The organism is Cerasicoccus maritimus, assembly GCA_031296935.1.
Classification (GTDB): Bacteria; Verrucomicrobiota; Verrucomicrobiia; order Opitutales; family Cerasicoccaceae; genus Cerasicoccus; species Cerasicoccus maritimus.
The window spans coordinates 126,873-149,494 of sequence record JAVDPD010000012.1 but is presented as its reverse complement, the minus strand read 5'-3'; the positions used below and the strand labels follow the sequence as shown (position 1 = coordinate 149,494).

Genomic DNA, 22,622 nt, shown 5'->3' with positions numbered 1-22,622 from the left:
CGCGCGCGCATAGCAGTATAAGCCGCTTGAAAACAAGCGAGCAAACGAGGGAGGACTTCAGAACCGAACAACAACAAACAGCATGCTTGACTCAAAAAACTTCATAGCAGCACTTTTCGTCTAACTTGGCCGATCAGGGGGCGGGGGGGGGGTAAAAACTGTTTTTTCGTTTTCAAAGAACACTGCCCCACCCGCCCGCTCGCCGGAAATGAGGCGCAGGTGGGGCCAACACGGCTCAGGTGCCACATTGAATACGTCGACGCTGCGCTGGGCAGACTGGCATAGTCCGTCGGGCGAAGTGCGCTTCGCGCAAAACATTGGGCGTCGGTTGACTGCTTGCTGTCACCAAGGCAGTCAGCGAATGGGCCCGTTTACGCGGCGTAGCAACGCCCGCGGAGCGAATGCCCCCGCATGGCGTCGACTGGGATACCTAAGCGACGACGGCTAAGGCGGATGGTGATGGGGAAAGTTCATAAGTGTGTAGGTGGGTAAGTTGGAGTGGAAAGGTAGGGCGCAGTCTCTAGACAAGCCGCCGCAGAGGAGTGGCTTTTAAGAAATCTGACTGAATGTAGGGCTCGCGCTTGCGCGACGCCTACATCTTTAAATCGTTGATTAGAAACCATCAGCATGGGGCGCGGCGCGGGGACGAGCCTGCGCTACCTCAGAGTCCTCGATTGAAAGCTTAGAGGCAATGCAGGCGGCTTGTCTGGAGACTGCGCCCTACCTTCTGAGAGGCAACGCACAGGCTGAATCAAGTGATCAATAAAACACTAAACAATCTCCGCTTTCGCACAAACAAAAAGTGCTCACTTGAGCATTTTATTAGTGAGTAGCTCTCACTATTAATCCACCTTGGGAATCAACGACTTAGAGCACCGGAGAGACGGCCAATTAGGCCTTGGTCACGGGCTCGCTTTCGAGCAGCAGCTTTTCCATGCGCTCGATGACGGCGCGCGCGGCGTCGCGGTCGACCCAGTAAAAGCAATCCCGGCACATTTTCTCGTGCTGGACGATGCCCGCCTGCCGCAACACGCGCAGGTGGTGGGAAATCGTCGGCTGCGAAAGATTTAATTCTTCCGCAATTTTCGAGACATTATTGCCGTGCTCGCAGTCGGCCTTGTCGGGCAACAGGCGCAGGATGCGCAGGCGGGTGATGTCTCCAATCGCCCACAGTTGCTTGGCTAACTCGTCTTCGATGTCTGGCATGTCTCTATTAAACGCCCCACAATAAAGCGGGTTTTGCGCCCTTGGCAAACGTATAGATGAATTTAAATATTTAAATTCTTATTTGCATTATCCCAATTTTCGCACACGGTGTTACGCTACCATGCAACCGAATGACAACCTCGCGCACTGGCACCAAGGCCAGGGTCACTGGGCGGACGTCCCCGCCGAAGACTGGCTCAACTGGAAGTGGCAGCTCAAAAACCGCATCACCAAGGTCGAACAGCTCGAAAAATACCTAGAGCTGACGCCGGACGAGAAAGCGGCCTGCTACTTCTCCAACCAGAAGCTCGCGCTGGCGATCACCCCCTACTATTTCAACCTGATCGACGTCAACGACCCGAACTGTCCGATCCGTCGGCAGATCATCCCGCATGGCGGCGAGATGAAGACCTCGCCCGAGGAGCTGCTCGACCCCGTGGGCGAAGACGGCGACATGCCGGTCAAAGGCCTCGTCCACCGCTACCCGGACCGCGTGCTCTTCCTCGTAACGGACCGTTGCGCGTCGTATTGTCGCTACTGCACCCGCAGCCGACTGGTGTCCAACGCGCAGGATTACAATTTTCACCCCGAGTTTGAGAGCGGCCTGAAATACATCGAAGAGCACCCCGAGGTGCGCGACGTATTGCTCTCCGGCGGCGACCCACTCCTGCTCGGCAACCGCAAGCTCGACTACCTGCTCGGCCGCCTGAAGGCGATTCCGCATGTAGAGTTTGTCCGCATTGGCTCCCGCATCCCCGTCTTCCTGCCGCAGCGTATCGACGACGAGCTGTGCGAAATCTTTAAAAAGCACGGGCCGATCTGGATGTCTATCCACGTCAACCACCCGCGCGAATGCACGGAAGAACTTTACGGCGCGACCGAACGCCTGAGCTTTGCCGGCGTGCCGATTGGCAACCAAAGCGTGCTGCTCAAGGGCGTCAACGACGACCCGCAGGTCATGAAGTCCCTCGTGCACCGCCTGCTGATGATGCGCGTGCGCCCGTATTACCTTTACCAGTGCGACTTGATCACCGGCAGCCGCCACCTGCGCGCCGATGTGCGCAAGGGCATTGAGATCATCAAGCACCTGCGCGGCCACACCACGGGCTACGCCGTGCCGCAGTTTGTCATCGACGCTCCCGGCGGCGGCGGCAAGGTGCCGATCAACCCGGAATACATCCAGGAAGTCACCGACGAGGAAATCATCTTCCGCAACTTCGAGGGCCGTCGCTACAGCTACCCGCTCATCGCAGGCAAGGAAGCCGACCTCGAAAACGCCCCCGAAGCCGAGCCGCTGCTCGTGTAATTATCCAGCGAGAGATTCCGTAAAGATTGTAGCCCCTTCAACAAGGCGGAGCCCGGTATCCCTACCGGGCTTTTCCGTCTGATTGGCTATGAGGCAAAGAAGCCTGGTAGGGACACCAGGCTCCACCTTGCCAACATCCTTAAAGATCAAATCGCTGAGACTTTCCCTAAACCGCGATGATGCGGAAGAACATCGACTCGCCGCTGTTGGTGTAGAGCGAGGTGACGTCGAAGGATTCCTCGCCGCCAGAGGCATTGATGATCACATCACCCGTATTGGTCCAGACTTCGAGATCTTCGGAAAATTGCACCTGGTAGGGCACGCCTGCTTCGGCATTCCAACTGACGGTGAGATTGCCGGAGTTGTCATTGATGACCACCTGCGGCGTGTAAGTTGGCAACGGTGCGAGCTTGGTCTCCTCCGCAGTCGCAAGCATGTCACTCATTTGCATGAGCACCGTAGCATAATCACCGTGTCGAGGATGACCATCGTTCGCCACGTTATCCATCTCGAACTGGTCGAATTTCAAGTCGTACATTTCATATTGCTCGGGCTCGACTCCATCGCCGTCAAAGTAGCGGCAGTATTTGTAGCGATCCGTAATCAGGGCGCGCAAACGGTTCGGCGGTGGAACCACCTGCGGCAAACATTGGCCACAACGAATATCGTCGTAGGTAAAGAGGAGCGAAGTTTGCGGCGGGTTATTGGAAGGGTCCTGAACAATGGGCGACATATCCGTACCTTTGAATATGTATTGATCCATATTTGGGGCGCCTACGAGATTACCGATAGTCGGCACCATATCGATTAACGATATCAGGGCGTCCGTTTCAAATCCGCCTTGGTAGAGTTGTGGATTGGAAACGACCATCGGCACCCGCAACGCCTCCTCATACATTGTGAATGATTTCTGCCGTAATCCACCATGAGCAATGCCATGTTCGCCGTGATCCGACATACGGAACACCAACGATTTATCTGTAAACCCGCGATCATCCATTGCCCTTAGGATTTCGCCAAACTGGTTGTCGACCTTCTTGATCAAATTCGCATAGAAATTGATATAATTATATTCAACCAAAGGTGTGGTCAGCGGCCCTAAACCAATCGATGAATATAGGAAGTCGAGGTGGGCACTCGGCTTGAAACTCGGGAACACTACGAAAGGCACAGTTTGACCGCCAGACAACGTGACATCATAACTGTTATACGCATCCGCAAGATTCTCTTTGTTGTTTACCGGCGGCGCGACATCCCCTTCCAAATAAGAAGTAGGATAATCAAAATCTGAAAATGGCTGGCTCGGCGTGCCGGGATACCCGAGAAGATCGTGTGGATTTACCAGGGATACGACGAGCAAGAAGGGCGCGTCGTCATTATAATTCTCGATAAAGTTTAAGGCATCACTGATGTAGCGTTCATCATTCTGATTCGGCCCACCAGCAGCGTTCAAGGGATTTGTGTCCTGGCCTGCGTCCGGCGGATCCCAGCCTTCGAAGCCAAAGGGCAACAGAGAATCTTCCGTAGCTGGGTCAGGCTTGGTCAGGTGCCATTTACCTTTAAAGAAGCAGCGGTAGCCAGCCGTTTTGAGCACCGTGGCGAGTGTTGGAAAATTGGGACTGAGGGGAACTTCGGCCGCCGACAGAGCGGCGCAATCATTGCCATCAAAAGTTCCCGTCAGATCACTCAACGTCTGGGTGACACCGGTCTGCGCTGGGTAAAGTCCGGTAAAAAGCGCGCTACGACTTGGTGAGCACATCGCGGTTGAGCAGTAGGCGCGATTGAAGCTCAAACCGGTGCTTTTCAGTCGGGTCATGGTCGGCAGGTTTTCCTCCTCCCATCCTTCCGGGAAGTGCATCGTCGCACGCTGTTGGTCGCTAATGAAGATTACAATATTTGGCTTACTGGGGAGCTTGCCGAGAACAGCCTTTGGTTGGCGATCAGGCGCAGTAGCAGCCTGTGTTTCGTTACTCGATCCGAGCAACGCTCCTCCAGCCATAACGCTGGAAGATTGGAGAAACGAGCGTCTATTCATAGTAGGATTATTGCAAAATGCATTAGAAGCGCTTCGCAGCAACTTTATTCCTGCTGATACACTGCTTTCTGTATTAATTTCCCGCATCGATATAATGACTCTGAAAAAATCCAGAGCTACTTGACAGTGAGAGTGTTGTCCGTTATCAACACATAACACCCCTCAAATTGCTTATGCTCCGTGAAACCTCCCCCGTTGATGAAAAAGTCAATTTCGGCTTCATCATTCTCATCTCAAGTGTGGCTGCACTCGGCGGCTTCCTTTTTGGCTACGACAGTGGCTGTATCAACGGCGCGATCGACGCCCTCCAAAAAGCCTTTGGCGCCAGTAACCTGGGCAGCGGATTCAACGTCGCCTCCATGCTCCTCGGCTGCGCGGCGGGTGCCTTCATGGCTGGCGGCATCGCAGATAAATTTGGCCGCCGCGCCGCGCTGTTTGCCGCCGCCATCATGTTTGGCCTCAGCGCGTTTGGGTCGGGCATTGCCAACGACTCGTTAACCTTCATTATCTTCCGCCTGATTGGCGGTTTTGCCGTGGGCGCCGCGAGTATCATCTCCCCGGCTTACATCAGTGAGGTAGCCCCCGCAGCCTACCGTGGACGCCTCTCCAGCCTTCAGCAAATGGCGATCGTGCTCGGGCTGTTCATTGCCTTCCTCTCCAACTGGCTCATCGCCCGCGCCGCCGGCGGCGCCAGCCAGGAATTCTGGATGGGCTACGACGCCTGGCGCTGGATGTTCTGGGTAGAGCTGATCCCCGTCGGCCTGTTTTTCCTTGGCCTGTTCCTGATCCCTGAGTCGCCGCGCTACCTGATTGCCACTGGGCGGGAAAAGAAGGCCAAGGACATCATGCACCGCATTGCACCGGACAAAAATACCGGCCAAAAAGTCGCCGACATCCGCAAGACAGTCAACCGCGAGCGCAAACCGAAGTTCAGCGACCTCATCAACGAAACCACCCGCAAACTCCACCCCGTGGTGTGGGTCGGCCTGGCCATTGCCGCGCTGCAACAGCTCGTCGGCATCAACGTGGTCTTTTACTATGGCGCCGTGCTGTGGAAAGCCGCCGGCTTCACGGAAGGCGACGCGTTGATGATCAACGTCATTGGCGGCATCATCAACGTCGTCTCGACCGTGGTCGCCATTGGCCTCGTGGACAAGTGGGGTCGCAAGCCGCTGCTCTTGACCGGCTCGGCGGGCATGGCCATCTTCCTCGGCGCGCTGGCGGTCATCTTTGGCACGGCTGGAGTCAGCGAAACCGGCGACCTGCAACTTACCGGCCCTGCCGGCATGGCGGCGCTCATTTGCGCGAATCTATACATCGTGTGCTTCGGCATTTCCTGGGGGCCAGTGATGTGGGTTATGCTCGGTGAGATGTTCCCCAACCGCATTCGCGGGGCAGCGCTGGCAGTGGCCGGGCTATGCCAATGGGGCACGAACTTCACGGTCACGATGACCTTCCCCATCCTGCTCGGCACGATCGGCCTCGGCGGTGCCTACGGTCTCTACGCGGCCTTCGCGCTGATCTCATTCTTCGTGGTCAAAGCGATCGTCAGGGAGACCAAGGGCCTCACGCTCGAAGAAATGGAGAACGGATAAGTTCGAAAAGTTTAGCTGCTTAGAACAAACGATCTTCGATTCAACTTTTTGACCCGACGAACTTTCACACCTACGAACCGACACACTTTCGAACTTTAAAAAGGCATTGCCTTTTTGAGTTCCTGCCGCTTCCTGAAAGGTTTCCTTATGAGCGAAACCCTGAAATTTGCAGTCTTGCCCGGCGATGGCATCGGGCCCGAAGTCATGGACGTTGCGTTGGAGGTCCTCTCCGCCGCCACCAAACCCGAGGGCATCTCCCTCGATTTCTCGAGCGCCGACGTCGGCGGCATCGCCATTGACAACCACGGCGAAGCCCTGCCGGAGTCGACTCTCGAAGTCTGCCGCGCGGCCGACGCCATCCTGTTTGGCTCTGTTGGCGGCCCGAAGTGGGAATCCCTCCCGCCCAAGGAACAGCCCGAGCGCGCCGCCCTGCTGCCGCTGCGCAAGGAGTTCAGCCTCTTCGCGAACATCCGCCCCGGCCTGCTCTTCCCTGAGCTCGTGGACGCCTCCCCGCTCAAGACCGAACGCATCCCCGACGGCATCGACATCGTTTGCATTCGCGAGCTGACCGGCGGCATTTACTTTGGCCAGCCCAAGGCCACGCGCACCCTCGAGGACGGCCAAAAGGAAGCCCTCGACACCATGATCTACAAGACCAGCGAGATCGAGCGCATCGCCGAGGTGGCCGCCGTCGCCGCCTATGGCCGCGGCAAGAAGGTCTGCTCCGTCGACAAGGCCAACGTGCTCGAAACCTCCGTCCTGTGGCGTCAGACCGTCACTGAATACTTTAAGAAGAACCACCCGGACCTCGAGCTGAGCCACATGTATGTGGACAACGCCGCCATGCAGCTCGCCCGCGATCCGAACCAGTTCGACGTGCTCTTCACCGAGAACATGTTCGGCGACATCCTTTCGGACGAAATGGGCGTCATCTGCGGCAGCCTCGGCATGATGAGCAGCGCGAGCCTCGGCGTGAGCCAAAACCGTTTCGACAAGCCCTTTGGCCTCTACGAACCAGCTGGCGGCACCGCCCCCGACATCGCGGGCCAAGGCATCGCCAACCCGTGCGCGCAGATTCTCTCCGCCGCGATGATGCTCCGCTACAGCTTCGGCTACGACGCCATTGCCGACCGCATCGGCAACGCCGTTAAGAAAGCGGTTCAAGACGGCGTCCGCACCGGCGACATCGCCTTCGGCAAGACTCCGGTCGGCACCAAAGAAATGGCCGCCGCCATCATCGAGCGCCTCTAGGCAACGTCCCGTTGCATCGGAGAGGCACCATTGGCGCATTTCCTTTACGACGAAAAAGTTTTACTCTGACTGAAGTGGGGGCCCTGGCAACGGGGCCCCTTTTTTGTTGCTAGTTTGCTAGCCAGAGCAGATACATTTGGTTGTGATTAGGAAAGTTACACTCTTTCTTCTGATGACCATTTCGGCCTCCGCGCTATCGGGTTCGGGGAATATCGACTGGCTAGAGAACTTCGGCTTTGAGGAACTGTTTAACGATGAACAATTTGAGGCCTTGGATGCCGCGATTGATTCTTTTGACGAAGACGAGGATGTCGCACCGCTCAAGGCCCTTTGGCAAAGCGGTGACGACGTAATACCAAACCTGGCTTTCGCTTACTACCTGTGCAGCTTGGAATATGAGGACGCGGCCCAATACATGAGCTCCTTAAACAAGCACGAACAGACTTTGGAGCTGGGAAAACTCGCCGGCATGCTGTCGCACGACACCGCAGGAGCCAGCTATATTTTAAGCAATACCGATCAATTTGATGATCAGCTAACCAACGCCATGCTCTCCCTACTCACCGGAGAAACCTACTCCACTCCCGAAGCCTGGAAGCACTGGCTGGAGGCCCACCCCAATGGCTTCGACTGGGACGCAATGGAAGACCCGGTAGTCCTCCGGGCGAGAGTACAAAAGCTCGAACAACAACCAATGCGGAACTTTTTGAGTAGTCTGCCCAAAGACGATCCAACTGGACTGGCTGATACTTTCAACAACACATTCACGCAACTGTTTGAAGGCATTGAAGACAACCGGCAAGCCGCGCTCGAGGCCAATGAATCTGCCCAACTCGATGCAGCCAACCGCAGCTTCTTCCTGGGGCAATACGCCGAAGCTGAACAAGCTTACCTGCACATTCTCGATCAAGATTCGAACGATGCCTTTGCGGCGTTTTTGCGCGGTTGTGCGCTCTTCGAAATGGGCGACTACGCAGAGGCCAAGTTGATGTTTAACCTCGCCGCGATGTTAGAACCCAGCAGTCCTGCAGCTACCTACCTGCATGCGCTCGCTCAACGTCGGCTCGACGCGCCTGAAGAATCAATGCAGCACGCGGCTTGGGCTCAGCTACTGGCGACGCCAACTCCGGATTCCTTTGGCCTCACGGGCAATGGCGACCCCTTCATCGCGCGCCTCCAAGGCGAACGCATGCTCTTCAAGCCTGGCATCTATCACTTGCCCGTGGATGAACTCCTCGCGAAAGCAGCCGCGACTGACAACCCCGATCTGGCGCTCGGCTATGTCATGCTGACTCCTGCCGAAGTAAAAGCGGTCCACATTCAAAAGCTCGCCGAGCGCTTTCCCGAAGCGATAGCCATCCAGCAAGCCGCCCTCGCGTATAAGCTGAATTCGGATAAAGATCCAGCCGTCGTCTTACCGCTCATCCAAAATGCCAGCAGCTTGATCCCCAGAACGCCTACTTCATCTTGCTGGAAATCGCATGGCTGGGCGAAGGCGACCCGCTCCTACCGGAAAGCCTTTGGGAGCCCACCATCGACGCCTACGAATACGAGAATGCGCCACCACTGAACCAAGAGCAACTGGCGCTCATGCCAAAGTTTATTGAGACCCAACAATTCACCTCCAACAAGCACACCCTTGAGCGCTGCATTCGTCTTGCCCTGGCACAATTACATAACCGCACCAACCAGGATATCGGTGTCTTCACTCGTCCAATTAGCGAATTCCTGGCTACTCGACACCTCCTTGATCAGATCAATTTAAGCAGCGAAATTGCCTTACTTAAGCAGGACCCAAACCGCATAAATCTGTTGATCAGTTTTTATCAGCACTGGGCAGAATTATTCGACCAGCGAGCGGACACGAAAATAACAGATCGCATCCTCGTACAGGTATTCAAAAATTACGCGCGTGAGATTCATCGGAAACAAAAAGGTCTGCCCGAGGAAAAAGAAAACAACGATCCCGAATACCTGACGTTCCGGAAAAATATGCGGCGCTTTGGAGATATCGGCATGGAGCAAGTGCTGCTCAACTATTTGCCAGTTCCTTGCCTCAACCAGATTGTCAATCGCGCCTCGTACCAAACTGAGGCCTTCCTCGCCGACTATGATCTTTTTCTAAAAGGCCAAGAATAAGTACCTCATCCTGAAACCAAGCGGCAGCATGAAGTTAATCATCTTTCTACGCATTTAATCGCCTGATATCGGCCATACCCTTGCCAAGCTCCAACCAACAGCACCAATAGCGCGCCGGTCAGGTAAGTCGCTGGTTCGGGGATCGGAGAGGCGCTGGGGACGATTTGGTTGCCGTTAATCACCGTCGCTGGCACACCATCAAAAAAGATTTGCGTGGGCACATCGATCGTGGAGCCGCCCACGTTGTAGGTCAGCTGCTCCGTTGAGTCGTAGTTGACGATATTCACGACGCTGTCACCGGTGATATTGCCAAAATATATATCAGCATCTTCGTCATCCATCAGGTCGATGGTTGAGTCCGCCGACAAGGTCAAGCTGTAGACACTCACCTCGTCCGCAGTGACCGCGAGCGTCCCGCCGTTTAGCTCCACGTTACTGCCTCCGCCGGAGAGATCCGCGCCGTCCTCAAGCAGCAAGGTGCCGCCACTTTCGATGACAATGCCAGCCCCACTCCCAACCGTGCCCGAAAGCGCCAGTTGCCCCTGCGAAACATCGATATCCGCCCCGCCGCCAATATCTCCTTCCACGCTCAAGCTACCCGAACTGACATTGACCGAGATATCGGCGCCGCCACCGATGCTGCTGGCGATAATGTTTGTCCCCCCATCGACGTTGATCGTTGTCCCCCCGCCAAATGAGCCGTTGAAAGTATTCGTTCCCGTGCCCGATAACGTGACCTCGGTTCCTCCGCTGACATCGCCATTGATCACCGTTTCGCCGCTGCCAATAAAGTTGACCGTCGTCGAGCTCTGTCCCGCCACGTTGCCATTGAGGTAAAGAATCCCGCTGCCGTCGGCGTCGATGTAGCCATCGCCCCCGCCAGTGAAGACCACATTGGCGTTGATGGTCAGATCGCCCGTTCCATTGAAGCTCAGCGTCTTGTCATTGTAATTAAATTTCAGCTCACCGGAATTGAGCGTGTAGTCGTATGAACTCGTCATCTGGAGCTCCGACAACTGCCGATCGTAGCCCACTGTGATGGTTTGATCTGCACCCGGAGTGTCGTCGAGGTAAACAATGGCGCCACGGCTGGCCCAATTGCCCGGGATTGCGTTTGGCGACCAATTCGTAGACGTGCCCCAACTGCTGTTGGTGGCGCCAGTCCAGGTCTGCCCAACAAGGCTGGAGCTCAAGCCGAACTGTAATAGACATACGCAAATTACGGCACCGCATTTCTGCCAATGCCATCGCTGACTAAACTGCCTATTCCATGTCTTTCTCAATATTCATCCTCCCCGTGAGGCTGCCCAACTGATTCACATTACTGACGGCTAGCATACCAAAATTCGCCCAGTCGAGTGAGTCGTGAGAAATCCCCATTCATGAAATCGGACAAATAGGGTATAAACTTAAAGAAAATACTTATTAGACAGGGCCGATTTGGTCAATCCTAAGATTACATTATACCCTACCAGAGACTGTAGGGCACTTCGATTAATCAAAAACCGCATAACGAAGGTAAAACCTTTCTGCCCATCAAGGAGTCTGACTTCAACGATGCCAAACCTCTATTCGGGTTGAATGCCGCAGCATTGCTCGTCCCCGAATAACTCAGCCGGGGCGGACCACTGTATCTTTTTCCTTTAAGCCCCATACGGGTTCTGGCTAAATAAAACTCGCATGAACAATTACGATGTTATCATAGTCGGGGGTGGGCCTTGTGGGCTGTTAACGTCGCTTTTGCTGGAGCGCATGGGCGTATCCAGTCTCGTGATCGAGCGGCATCCCGACATTTCGATTCATCCGAAAGCCATGGGCATCATGCGGCGCACCGGGGAAATTTATCGCCAGCTCGGGCTCTACGAGCGCATGCGCGCGGCCGACCTGACCGCCAAAGAACCGCACGACCTCACCATTTGGAGCAAAGGCCTCACAGGCGAAATCCTTGGCCGCACACCCCACGTTGAGGACGCCGACGCCGTGACCCCCTGTGTGCGTTTTCATGCGCCTCAACCCCACACCGAGGCCGTTATCGCGCGCGAGATCAACGCAAGCCGCATTGCCAAAATTGTCCATTACCAGCAGGTCACGCAAACTGCCGAAACCGAAGACGGCGTGACCGCAACTTATGTCGACCGCGATACGGGCGCCGAGACAACCGTCACTGGGCAATACCTGATTGCCGCCGATGGCGCGCGCAGCGAAATCCGTGAGAAGCTTGGCATCCAAGTTCAAGGCCCCGGCGACTTGGGGCACTTTATCAACACCTATTTTCGCGCGAATTACGGCCCTCTGCTAACCGAACGTAAAGCGCTGCTCTACAACGCAGTGGGCGCTGACTTCATGGAATTTTTTGTGAGCGTAAATGGCCACGATCTGTGGCTGATGCACCACTTTCTGGAAGAAGGTGAGTCTGCCGAAGATTACCCCGAGGAGCGAATGACCCAACACATCAAGCAGGCCTCGGGTCAGCCAGATGTGCCCGTAGAAATCATCTCGATCCTGCCGTGGGTCATGAGCCCGAAAATCGCGCTGCAGTGGCGACTGGGGCGCTTTTTTCTAGTGGGAGACTCCGCAGCACGCCTCTCGCCAAGTGGCGGCATGGGCATGAATACCGGCCTTCAGGGTGCGCATAACCTGGCTTGGAAACTGGCAGCCGTCATCAAAGGCGACGCGCCGGAATCCCTGCTGGCCACCTACGAAAGCGAACGCCTGGGCGCGGCGGCCGCCATCTCTGAAAACAGTAACAACAACTTCATGGAGATTTACTCCATCGTTGAGTGTGCGATGCGCGGCGATTGGGACCGAGCTCGTGAGCAGATTGCCAACAGTCGACGCGCGGGCAGCCTGCTGGGGCTCGACCTCGGTCTACGCTACGAAAGCGGCGCCTTTGCTCCTGACGGAAGCGACGCTGGGACGCGCGATGACCCACTCAATGATTACGCGCCCAGCGGGCGCCCCGGCGAACGCGCCCCCCATCTCTGGATGAGTGAAGAGCGCTCGACCCTCGATCTCTTTGGCGACGGCTGCGCGCTGCTCACCACGCCGGAGGGCGATCGCTGGCAAGCGGCGCTCGACTCACCTGACTGGCCACTGAGAGGCGTGCTCGCCACCAAACTGCATTTCATCGTGCACCCGGGTTTTCAGGCGCAGTATGGCATCGAGGCCGACGGCGCGGTGCTCGTCCGCCCCGATGGCTACGTTGCCGCGCGGGTGGCGTCGCTGGCCAAGAGCGGCACCGAGACGCTGACCACAGCGGCGAAAGCGGCGTTCGGCGGGTAGCGTTGGGGCAATTGCTACGCCATCTACGCCGCGATCCTTGTTCAATCCGCTATCAGCAGTCTAGAGATACCATGAAGTTACCGGGTCCAGCACTTGCTCAACCCGGCAACTTCATGTTATCTCTAGGTATTACTGGTCAGCCAATGCCGGGTCGGCAAACATCATGCTGGGTTTGGTCGGTGGCGCTGCCGTTGTTGGGATCGCAAATGTGTTGAGCCGATCATAGAATGCGCGGTTGTCCGCGTTGCTCAGGAATGCCTCGCCGACAGCGGCCATTGGTTGTTTGGCGCCAGCCACGATCTGAGGGGCCAGGACGAACTTATTCATGACATATTCGTTGGCCATCACGCCGCCCTTCCAGCTGGAAGCTTTGTTCTGCAAAGCTTGATTGGCCATGTAGCCCTGGAAGCCAAATTCCGTCAGCGTTGCGTCGTAGGGTGCCAGTTGGAAAGCAAAGAACTGGCCTTTGACCCACTTGTTCTTCACGCCGGCCACGGTTGCAAACTCCGGGTTTTCGAGGTCGCCGTTCCAACATTTGGTTTTGGCGGTTTGGACAAAGTGAGCGATGTCTTCATCGTCAAACAGTAGCCCACGTTGGTAGAGGTTGAGCGCGATGGATTGTGAGGTCACATACCAGGCAGCATTGGGGTCCGGGCCCATCCAGCCAACTTTCCAGGCGTCGGGTTTATCGGGGTTAATGTCCCACGGGCCGGCGGGAACCCAGCTCATCCACTCGTAGCGATCGCCGTCTTTCAGGATGAGGTTCGACTTATACCACGCGCCTATCTGCAATGCGCGCTTCAGGTAAAGCGCGTTCCCCGTGGCGTCGTGCAGGGCCAATAAGCCTTCCACCATAATGGACAGCTTTTCAAATGATAGCGACGGGCCTGTGAACACCGGGTAATCCAGACCGTGGTAAACGCCGCCCGCGTGAGGCAGCATGGTCCAGTAGCCGCGCGCATCCCACTTGGGGAAGAGATCCTTTTCGCAGAGGTCGAGGTATTCAGTGATCGTGGCTTCGTTGGCGGCGGCATACTCGGCGTTGGTCTTCGCCAGCGCGACCCAGCGCGCCATCACGTAGATACCACGAAAGGTCATCTGAATTTCTTCGATCTTCTTGTCTGGATTATTTTTCGGGCGGCGCGGGGGAATCGGCACCCCGGTCCAGCCGCGGTAGCCATCACTAAACTCCGTCACGCGATTCATATAGGGCTGCATGCCTTGCTTGAAGAGGTCGAGATACTGCGTGTCGCCCGTCAGTTCGTAGGCTGTATTGAGCAAGTCCAGGTTTTTAAAATCAATCCAGGCAAGCATCTCGACGCCATCTTGGTTGAGGGCCTTGTCGATCTTTGCTTCGTCGGGCGTGGCGGCGTTTACCGCGTGGCCGACAAAGGCTTCGAGTACGGCGCGGTCGTTGTCGGTGGCAACCGCCACGCTGTCGCGAAATGTAATGGCATCGGCCAGAGTGATGTTTGCCAGGGCAAGGCTAGCGCCAATGACGAGCAGGGGGCGGAATATGGACATCTTCAATTTCTAACTGCAGGAATGGGCCCTTTGCGAGAGAAATATAACAAGATATGCAACAGCTTTAGTCTGCCTGAAAGCCTTTGACTGGCGTCGCTGATTGATTTCTCACTCAGGGCTTGAGGAGCTACCCTTTTGCTTGGCTAGCTTGGGCGCTCGAGCTCAAAGGGGTGGCTGAGGCGGGCGTAGCTCATGTACCCAAGGCGAGCGAGGGGATCGAGTTTCACGGGGTCGGGCAGATCGGGGAAGTCGTCACTCATGGGCGCTGGCATGAGTACCTCGTCGGAGATCCAAACTTCTTTCAATTCGCCAAAGATCACGTTCATGCCGGCGATGACGTTGACTTCACTCAGTTGGCAATGAAACGCCACGGGTGCTTGGGTAATGCGTGGCAGCGGCCAGCCATCAACGGTGGTGGTTTCTAAATTGCACAACTCGGTTTCGCTCTCGTTGTAGGCAAGTGGTTTGGCGGAGAGATTGACTTGCGGTGCGAGTGAGGTGCTCGGGATGTGGATCACGTAATCACGCTCACGCTCGATGTTTATCTGTGTGTCTTTCTTAGTGCCGTCGTGCTTAAAGCCGATGGAAACCATGACCGTAGGCGGCTGGCTACCGATGGACTGAAAGTAGGAAAACGGCGCGAGATTATACGTAGCGTTTTCATTGCGCGTTAGTATCCAGGCAACGGGACGCGGCGTGATGGTATGCGTCATTACATGGTATGCCTGGACTTTGGATAAATGTGCGAAGTCGATTAGCATGTGAATGCCTTTGGGGGTCGTTGTAAGCGGTGGACGAAGTCAAAAGTGAGCTCAAACAAAAAGGCGCAGCCAGAATTGCTGGTCTGCGCCTTCTCTTAAATTGTTATCTGCGTTAGGATTGGTTCTCCTTGTTCTCTTCGGCGAACTTCTTGAGGTCTTTTTCTTCGATCTTGCGGAATTTTCCACCCTTGAACGGTTTTTGGAGCGCCTGCATGTTTTTCTTCTCCTTGTCTTCGGTGGAGTAGCCGACCACGTGCAGCGGAGGCAGCTCGGTTTTGTGGACTTGGCGGTAGAGCTCCTTCACGCGCTTGCCAACCATGCTGACGAACATGTCGAAGGGCATCCGGTGCCAGAAGCTGGGTGCCCAGCCGATGTTCTTAGGAGCACTGGGCTGCTTAAAGCCACCCGGGTAACCGTGCTCAACGATTTCTGGTGGCAGCCCGCGACGCTTGCGGTCAGCCTGGTAATCCGCAATTTTCTTGCGAAATTCTTTCATGGCCTCCTGGTAGTCTTTCCACTCCTTGGATTCACGGAACTTGCTCTTCTTGCGGTGGTATTCGATGTAGGCGCGCTGGTAATTTTTGAGGTCCTGATCGGTTACAGCACGAGCCAAGCTGGGGGTGCCGTCGGTGATCATGAAGATGGCGTCGGCGCCATTCTCGGCGGCGGCGAGGATGGCCAAGTCCATACGGGAGCTGCCTTCGCCCCGCTTCTGGACGGTTTCGCTCAGCGGTTGAAGGGCAAATTTCGCCTTAGGGTCATCCTTCTTGCCTTCCACGCGCACGAGCTTCTGCCGACGGATTGGCAGGTCTGTCATATCGGGCAGGTGTTCATAACCGCGTGCGCCCGTGTAGGTAAATTTCTTGGAGTTCTTGTCCCATTCCCAGAAGCGGCTAATCCAGCGTGCAGCTGCCTGGCGGTTAGCAGTGCTGGCGGCTACTGGTTTGGGGCGAAAAACCTCCAGATTATCGTCGAAGGCGTAGATGTTAAAGAGAGTGCCGGGCTTGAGGTTGTTGATCATGCCCGCGATCTCATCTTTTACCACGTCGTAGCCCCAGACGTCGCCGCGCTTCTTTTCCACCATACTTTTGGCGGTATCGAGGATGAAAGCTACGTTCTCGCCATTGTCCTTAATCCCGAAAAAGTCCACTGCGGAGCGCGAGAAGTCCACGCCGCCGCCGTCAAATCCACCACGTCCGCCAACGACGCCACCTGTGCCGACAGCCACCTTGGACTCCACGACGGGCATATTCACGTCGAGATTCGGCAGGTTGATCTGGGAAATGTTGGTGACTGCGATGCGGGCCTTGGGGCGCGCGCTGCTCTTCTGCGAGTTCTTCAGGGTGACTTGGTGCTGCGGCGGCTCCGGCGGAGGCGGCGGAATCGCGGGCGCTTCCAGCTCAGGCTTTTCCGGCTTCATCGCCTGCCAGATGGTCAGGCCACCGAGGACGAACAAGCCGGCCACGTGCACGATGAGACTGATCGCGACAACCTCGATCAGCGGCAGGTTAACTTTCTTTCTTCTGGGCATGGGTGTAAAAGGCAAGGAGTGATGCGCCAAGGCGCGTAGAGCCTTAGTTATGTCAAACCAAGGCACCTTGAATAGTGAAGTGAACGCCCAAACCGCTGTCAATTCTTATCAACGGCTTGAGCATTCCCCTATCACTTCCATCGCATTTAGTAACGGTGGATGGGAACAAACTTGGCTGCGCTGGCCTTGGTGGTGACGGCGTAGGGCTTGCCGTCGGTTTTCGCGGTAAAGGTTACATACTTATGGCCGTCAATTTCGGTGGTCTCAAATGGCACGGGTTCACCCTGAGTTTGCACGGCGACATCCGGCCACTCACTGGAGACGTAGGCTTGCACGGGGACTTCGCCCGGTTTGCGGTCGGTCAAGTCAAAGGAGTAGCCATCGCGGCGCACGTGGCCCACGCCCAGGTTTGCCTTGGATTTCTCCAGCTTCTTAACGAGTGCGATAACCGGCTTGGGGTCAGTGTAGCGGCCCAAGTCCTTGAATGTCTCGCTGAACGGCGAGGCGGGCAGGCCAGCGGAGTTGAACAGTGTCTCCACCGGGTTGGTCGCTGCACCGTAGCTAACGACTGCTGCTTCAGCAATGTCTGGATGCGAAATTTTAATCGTATCCTTGTTGATCACTTCCACATTTGCCCAGACGGCCGTCTTGTCGGTGCCGATCAGGACGACGCCGCTTGTGCCCTCGATATTGGGCTCGTATATGAGGCGCTCGCCGACGTCGGTGAACTTCACTAGGACGCTCCCTCCCTCGGCCTTGATCTCACTCATGCGCGGGCCGGTGTAGAGGTGGTCCTGGTTGTAAACGAGGTCGAGTGCGGCCAGGCCCATACGGCGGCCCGACTCTGCTTTTTCGATCCAGTGGGTGTTCCAGTGGCCTAGGTCATAGAACTCGACGTATTCCATCTTGTCGTCGGCCAGCTGCTTGGCGTTGCGGAGGCTCAGATTGGTGAAGGATCGGTAGAATTTGGTGCGGGTCGGCTCGACTGGTGGACTTTGACGACTGTCACGGCTAAGCGTGCCCCAGATGAAATAGAAGTCCTGGCCGAAGAGCTCGCGCCACTGCTTGAACATGGCAATCAGGCGCTCGTCATAATTGCCGCGAGGGCCTCCCTCTCCCTGGTGCCAGATTACGCCGCGCATCGCAAACGGCGCCAGCGGGTGGATGCGTGTATTATAAAGCGTGGTCGGCCAGTTGACGAAGTCCATCTCGCGCAGCTTTCCGCCCGGGTAGCGGCCCTTGCCCTTGGGGTCGGCGATCCACTTTTTCTGGTATTCCGTGAATTCCTCGTAGGTGGAGATCGTTTCGCCGTCGCTGGTTTCCTTGGGCTTTTCGGCGAGGCCCTTGTCTTTGCCGGCTTTGTATTCCAGGTAGTAGTTGCCGCCTTTGCCATCGAAGGACTCCAGGGTTTCCTTGGACATCCAGGCGGTTTGGTTGGTGCCAGGGAAGGCCACGCGGATCATGCCTACGGGCACATCGATGCCGTCGCGCACCACACGAGTGAAATACTGTGGGATCGCCGACTCCTTCTCAAACTGAAGGTCACTCCATTCCTGTTTCGCGTCGTCGCGGTAGACGCTGGGAAAGTCCTCCACGGGCTCCTGATTGGTCCCAAAGCCAAAGGTGCGGAAGCGCATTGGCGCGGTAGCGGTGTCCGGGCTCTGGTAAAATGGATAAACGCCAGTCGGCTTGTCCGGCCCGCCCGCGACCATGTTGGACTGGCCGGCAGCCAGCCATACTTCGCCCACGAGCACATCAGTAAACTCAACTTTGTCGCCGTTGGTGGTCTCGACGCTCATGGTTTGGCCAGTGGCGTCGGCGTCCATTGGCGCGAGTTTGGCCATCCACTTGCCGTTGGCGTTGGCTTTGGTGGTAACGGTTTGGCCATCGAAGCTGACGCTTACGCTGGCACCGGGGTCGGTCCAGCCCCATACCGGCACGTCTTTTTCGCGTTGGAGAACCATTTTGCTCGAGAAAATCTCGGCAACACGGAGTTCCGCCACGGCATGATGAGCCGTGAGCAGGCAGGCGGCGGTCACGAGGCTACGCGCCAGTTGTTGCGCAGGGTGTGCGTTTGGGAGGGCGATTTTCATAAAATAGTTGGGTATTTGAGGGGGGAAGCTTTAATCAAACGATTAAGGGATATATAACTTGTTTGCGTAATTTGGCGGGTCAACGGTGAAAAAAACAGCTTGTCTCGCTCAAGTCTCCTTGTTCGACGCGAAAATTACGGAGCCAAATCGCTCAAGCTGGATGAATAACGCTGTAACCCGTTGATGCCCAGCACGAGTTAATAGTGAGAGCTGCTCACTAATAAAGTGCTCGGGTGTTCATTTTTTGTTTGGCGCCAGTGGTGCCGTGGTATAGTGTTTTCTTGATCACATAACAAGGCTATCTTGTTGCCTCACTGTCGGAACGCGAAGCTTCAGCGAGTGTTTGCGCTGCCTCATCGCATCACGCTCGTTCAACGCATGCACTCGCTAAAGCTTCGCGTTCCTTTCCACTCCAACTCGCAACTTACACACCTACACACTTATGCACCTCCCGAGCCAACACCATCCGCCTTAGTAACCGCCGCTTGAGTCGGTGGCCTCTGGGCCGCCTAGGTCCCACCTGCGCCTGATTAACGGCGAGCGGGCGGGTTGGGCAGTGTTCTTTGAAAATGAAAAATGCGGGTTTACCCCCCCCCCCCCCCCGCCCCTCCCCCGCCCCCTGCGGGTTTCGGAAGGAAAAAGCTTAATGGGGAAAAAGGTAAAAGCGCCCGTGCGCTAATTTGCGATATGGAGTGCGCCAGCCCTCTGGCGCTTTCGAATGGAACGAGGCAGATACGAACCTTCTCCGCTTACGCAAAATGCTAAAAGCGCCAGAGGGCTGGCGCACTCCATATCGGGGGCTGAGCGTGTGGAGGTTCTCAAGGTGTGCGCGGGTAGTCTACTCGATGTCTGCGCTAAGGCCTAGTTCGATTTTGGCGCCGTCCTGGGCGTAAGGGGCGCCGTCGGCTTCAATGACCTTGGCGCGCACGGAGGCAAGGCCGCCTTGGGTCAAGGCAGTGAGGACCGCGTCGGCGCGTGCTTGCGCGAGTTCGGAGAAGTCCTGGGTCGTCAGCTGAATCGTGTCCTTGATCGCCATTTGCTGCTGTTCGAGGGTGAGGTCGCTGGCCTTGGGCGTGGTCTCCGCTTTGTTCGGTAGCGCGTTGTATAGATATTCGGTGGCGTCTTTGTCATCGTCATTTTCAGCTTCCATACGGGCTTGGAGCATGGCCTGGAATTTGGTGTTGATCAGGGCGGTTCCGTCGGTGTCGGGGTTGATGGACGGTGTCAGGGTGAGCAGGAGATTCGGGCGGTCCTGGAGGATGGTCACGAGGCCTGTTGCTACCTCGGTGGCGGCCGGTGAGAGCGTGGCCATGCCGGGCTCGAAGGCAATCGAGTTGCCGACTTCTTCGTTGCCGGGCAGGAGCGAGCCGAGGGCTGAGAAGGGCGCGGTGACGAGCTTTTCGATCACATTGCCGAGGGCGTAGCTGATCATGTTTGCGAGGGAGAAATCCGGTGAATTGATGTTGCCGGAGACGGGTACATCGATGTTCATGACGCCTTTGCTGTCTTCCAGGATAGCCACACCGAGATCAAGCGGTAGGTTGGGGGCCTTGGTGTCTGCCGGGCGTTTGCCGAAGCGCATGTCTTTGATTTGCATCTTGTTGTTGCCCTGGATTTCACCTGTGGTGATCGAGTAGCCAAGGTTGGCGGTGAGTTTGCCGCTGGTCGGCGGGCGCCCAATGATTGGCACGGCGTAGGCAGCGAATGGGGTGAGGGTGACGTTGGTCGTTTTTACGCTGAGCTCGGTGGCCTCGAAAGGCTGGAGCGGATCCAGTGCGCCGCTGAGCTTAACGCCGCCGGTGGGGCCATCGCTCAGTTGCAGGGCGAGGTCGAAGTTGGCAGGCTCGATGTTGGGGTAGGCCAGTGGGCCGGCGCGAAGCTGGATATCGGTCGAGCTGAATTGCATGGCTGGGCTCACGGCGTTGTCAAGGATGGTGACCGTGCCGTTTTCAACCACGAGCTCAGTCAGCGTGAGGCTGGCTTCCGTGTAATCGATGGGTGGCAGCGAGGACTCTGTAGTCGCGGGCTCGGTGGGCTCTGTTGCGGGCGTCGCTGCTTCCTTAGTCGTCGGAATGGGGATGCGGATGGAGCCATCGGCCAGTCGCTCTGCGTAGAGCTTGGGCGCGGTGACGGTGACTTGTTCCGCCAGAAGAGCCATGGGTTCCGTGGTGATCGAGACGGCCTGCATGGCGAGGTTTTGCCAAGCAACCAACGGGCCAACGCGGTCGGTCCAGTCGACTTGCAAATTGGCGAGCTGGGCGTTGATTTCGGCAGTGAGCTGCGGCAGTTTGTCGTCGGGCAGCGCAATGGCGGTTTTTCCGGTGGCGCTCAGGTCTCCACTGATCAAGTCGACATCGAGAATGTTCGTGATGTAGGGCGAGATGACTTGCAGTGGTATGGTTTCAGCGGAGACTTCGAAATCTGTGGTTGCGGGTGTGGCGGTGAAGGAGCCATTGAGCGCGAGCTTGCCGGTGTCGTTCATGACGAGGCTTAAGTCGTAGGGAAATGGTTTGTCGCCGTTGGTGAGGTTTTGCGCCTTGAGGGCAATCTCTGTCCAGCGTAGTTCAGCGGGGGTGGCGAGGTAGTCGTCACGCCAAGTGAGGCTGAGTCCGGAGAGGTCTACCTGCCCGGCAGAGAGAGCCCACTTGAGCTCGACCAGTTCTTGAATTTGCTGCCACGCTGAGGTGAGGGCGATGCCAAGGTCCATGTCTGCGGATACAACTCCGAGACGGATCTGGCGGGTGTTGGCCTTTGCGTTGGCCTCGCGCTCGGTCTCGGCGGCAATCTCGGCCTGACGTTCCTCGCTGGTAATGTAGCGTATGAGGTTGAGCACGCCGTCTTTTTCACGAACGACCTTTAGGAAGCCGCCTTCGATGGAAAACAGGTCGCAGCCAACCTCGCTGTTCATCAGGTCCAGCCGAGCGCCGCGGATGTGCATTTTGTCAATGCGCTCGAAGGGTTGGTCTGGCTGGTCACGGGGGACTAGTTGCATGTTTTTCAAGGTGATGTCTCCTTGAAAAACCTCCATGCGTGGGTTGTCGGCGAGGGGCAGGAAATTGTAGTTGATGGCCACGTCGAGCACGCCGTCTACCAGGTCGAAGCCAACTTTGTTCCCCACGAAAACATCGAAGTCTTTGAGGTCAAGTTGGTTGACGGATACTTGGCCCCAAGAGCTCAGTGGGTCGAGCCGGAGTTCGCCATTGACCAGGATTTTCTCGCCACGTTCAGTTTCGAGGTGCAAGTCGTAGGGGTTGTCGTGGCTTGAATTGGTATGGATGTCGTTCATCGTGAACGAGAGGTCCTTGACTACGCGGACAAAGGGGCGGCCGAACGAATCGATCTGGGTGCTCATGCCAGCGTTGATGACTTGCAGGCTACCAATGTGGATTTGCGGGATGACAAAGGCCTTTTCCTCCCGCTCAACGGCGGAGATCTGCGCTTGAGCTTTGGCTTGCAGAAGCTCAAGCGAGGAAATGATGTTGATTTTGCCTTCCTCGTTGATGACTAAATTCAGGAAGGGCTGGTCGAGGTAGATTTCCTTGATCGCCTTTTCCTCGCTGAAGGCGGACGTTGGCTGCACGTTGATGCGAAATTCAGCGAAGCTGAGGGCTTCCATGCCATCGGGCGTGTAGCCCTTGAAGCCCCTAACAGTCAGCTCCCAAGTGAAGGGGTTGCTGTAAAACGCTTCAACTTCGGCATGGCCGGCGACTTTTTCGTTGAGCGAGGGCAGCGCATAGTAGCGTAAGATTAGTGGGACACCCCAGAAGCCGCCAATCACGTATAATACAAACATGATCCCGGCTGTAATGCCCAGACGCTTCACCCAACGTTTCCATGTAGTAGTCGCCATGTTGGTCAAGGGTAGTGAACTTCCCCACCGTGGCAACCGGACAATGCAG

At 56.5% G+C, this 22,622-nt stretch carries 14 protein-coding genes; 6 read left to right on the top strand and 8 right to left on the bottom strand.

Going from position 1 to position 22,622, the window contains the following annotated elements:
- Positions 1-891: 891 nt before the first annotated feature.
- The gene (locus RBB62_RS09625) at positions 892-1,206 is read right to left on the bottom strand and encodes an ArsR/SmtB family transcription factor (protein WP_309398557.1); all 315 of its coding nucleotides are present in this window, start codon (positions 1,204-1,206) and stop codon (positions 892-894) included.
- 121 nt (positions 1,207-1,327) lie between these two features.
- On the opposite strand from RBB62_RS09625, the gene RBB62_RS09620 reads away from it, so the two are divergent.
- Entirely contained in the window at positions 1,328-2,512 is a 1,185-nt protein-coding gene (locus tag RBB62_RS09620; RefSeq protein ID WP_309398556.1) for a KamA family radical SAM protein, read from the top strand.
- A gap of 166 nt (positions 2,513-2,678) precedes the next feature.
- Here RBB62_RS09620 and RBB62_RS09615 read toward each other — a convergent pair whose 3' ends face one another.
- Positions 2,679-4,634: a sulfatase family protein gene (locus RBB62_RS09615; RefSeq protein WP_309398555.1), complete on the bottom strand. Its 1,956-nt coding sequence runs from the start codon at positions 4,632-4,634 to the stop codon at positions 2,679-2,681.
- Between the two features lie 86 nt (positions 4,635-4,720).
- Between RBB62_RS09615 and RBB62_RS09610 the strand changes: the two genes are divergently transcribed.
- The 4 genes from RBB62_RS09610 to RBB62_RS09595 all read left to right on the top strand — a co-directional run bounded on the left by RBB62_RS09610 (position 4,721) and on the right by RBB62_RS09595 (position 9,532).
- Complete coding sequence (locus tag RBB62_RS09610; protein WP_309398554.1) at positions 4,721-6,142, top strand: sugar porter family MFS transporter; 1,422 nt, start codon at positions 4,721-4,723, stop codon at positions 6,140-6,142.
- Between the two features lie 147 nt (positions 6,143-6,289).
- Positions 6,290-7,393: a 3-isopropylmalate dehydrogenase gene (gene leuB / locus RBB62_RS09605; RefSeq protein WP_309398553.1), complete on the top strand. Its 1,104-nt coding sequence runs from the start codon at positions 6,290-6,292 to the stop codon at positions 7,391-7,393.
- Positions 7,394-7,565: 172 nt separating this feature from the next.
- On the top strand, positions 7,566-8,963 hold the full coding sequence (locus RBB62_RS09600) for a hypothetical protein (RefSeq protein WP_309398552.1): 1,398 nt from the start codon (positions 7,566-7,568) through the stop codon (positions 8,961-8,963).
- The gene (locus RBB62_RS09595; RefSeq protein WP_309398551.1) at positions 8,861-9,532 is read left to right on the top strand and encodes a hypothetical protein; all 672 of its coding nucleotides are present in this window, start codon (positions 8,861-8,863) and stop codon (positions 9,530-9,532) included. The genes RBB62_RS09600 and RBB62_RS09595 overlap by 103 nt, the downstream gene beginning before the upstream one ends.
- A gap of 38 nt (positions 9,533-9,570) precedes the next feature.
- Here the strand turns inward: RBB62_RS09595 and RBB62_RS09590 are convergent, their stop codons facing one another.
- On the bottom strand, positions 9,571-10,725 hold the full coding sequence (locus RBB62_RS09590; RefSeq protein WP_309398550.1) for a hypothetical protein: 1,155 nt from the start codon (positions 10,723-10,725) through the stop codon (positions 9,571-9,573).
- 487 nt (positions 10,726-11,212) lie between these two features.
- Here RBB62_RS09590 and RBB62_RS09585 point away from each other — a divergent pair, with 487 nt between their 5' ends.
- A complete protein-coding gene (locus RBB62_RS09585) occupies positions 11,213-12,814 on the top strand; it encodes an FAD-dependent monooxygenase (protein ID WP_309398549.1) in 1,602 nt (533 codons plus the stop codon).
- 129 nt (positions 12,815-12,943) lie between these two features.
- On the opposite strand, the gene RBB62_RS09580 is transcribed toward RBB62_RS09585, so the two are convergent.
- The 5 genes from RBB62_RS09580 to RBB62_RS09560 all read right to left on the bottom strand — a co-directional run bounded on the left by RBB62_RS09580 (position 12,944) and on the right by RBB62_RS09560 (position 22,573).
- Positions 12,944-14,338, bottom strand: a complete 1,395-nt coding sequence (locus RBB62_RS09580; RefSeq protein ID WP_309398548.1) for a hypothetical protein — start codon at positions 14,336-14,338, stop codon at positions 12,944-12,946.
- Between the two features lie 143 nt (positions 14,339-14,481).
- Positions 14,482-15,051 (bottom strand): flavin reductase family protein, encoded by a 570-nt coding sequence (locus RBB62_RS09575; RefSeq protein WP_309398547.1) that lies wholly within the window; start codon positions 15,049-15,051, stop codon positions 14,482-14,484.
- A gap of 160 nt (positions 15,052-15,211) precedes the next feature.
- Positions 15,212-16,630 carry a vWA domain-containing protein gene (locus RBB62_RS09570; protein WP_309398546.1) on the bottom strand — a complete coding sequence of 473 codons (1,419 nt, stop codon included), beginning with the start codon at positions 16,628-16,630 and terminating at the stop codon, positions 15,212-15,214.
- Between the two features lie 146 nt (positions 16,631-16,776).
- Positions 16,777-18,723, bottom strand: a complete 1,947-nt coding sequence (locus RBB62_RS09565; RefSeq protein ID WP_309398545.1) for a hypothetical protein — start codon at positions 18,721-18,723, stop codon at positions 16,777-16,779.
- Between the two features lie 838 nt (positions 18,724-19,561).
- The gene (locus RBB62_RS09560) at positions 19,562-22,573 is read right to left on the bottom strand and encodes a DUF748 domain-containing protein (RefSeq protein ID WP_309398544.1); all 3,012 of its coding nucleotides are present in this window, start codon (positions 22,571-22,573) and stop codon (positions 19,562-19,564) included.
- Positions 22,574-22,622: the final 49 nt, after the last annotated feature.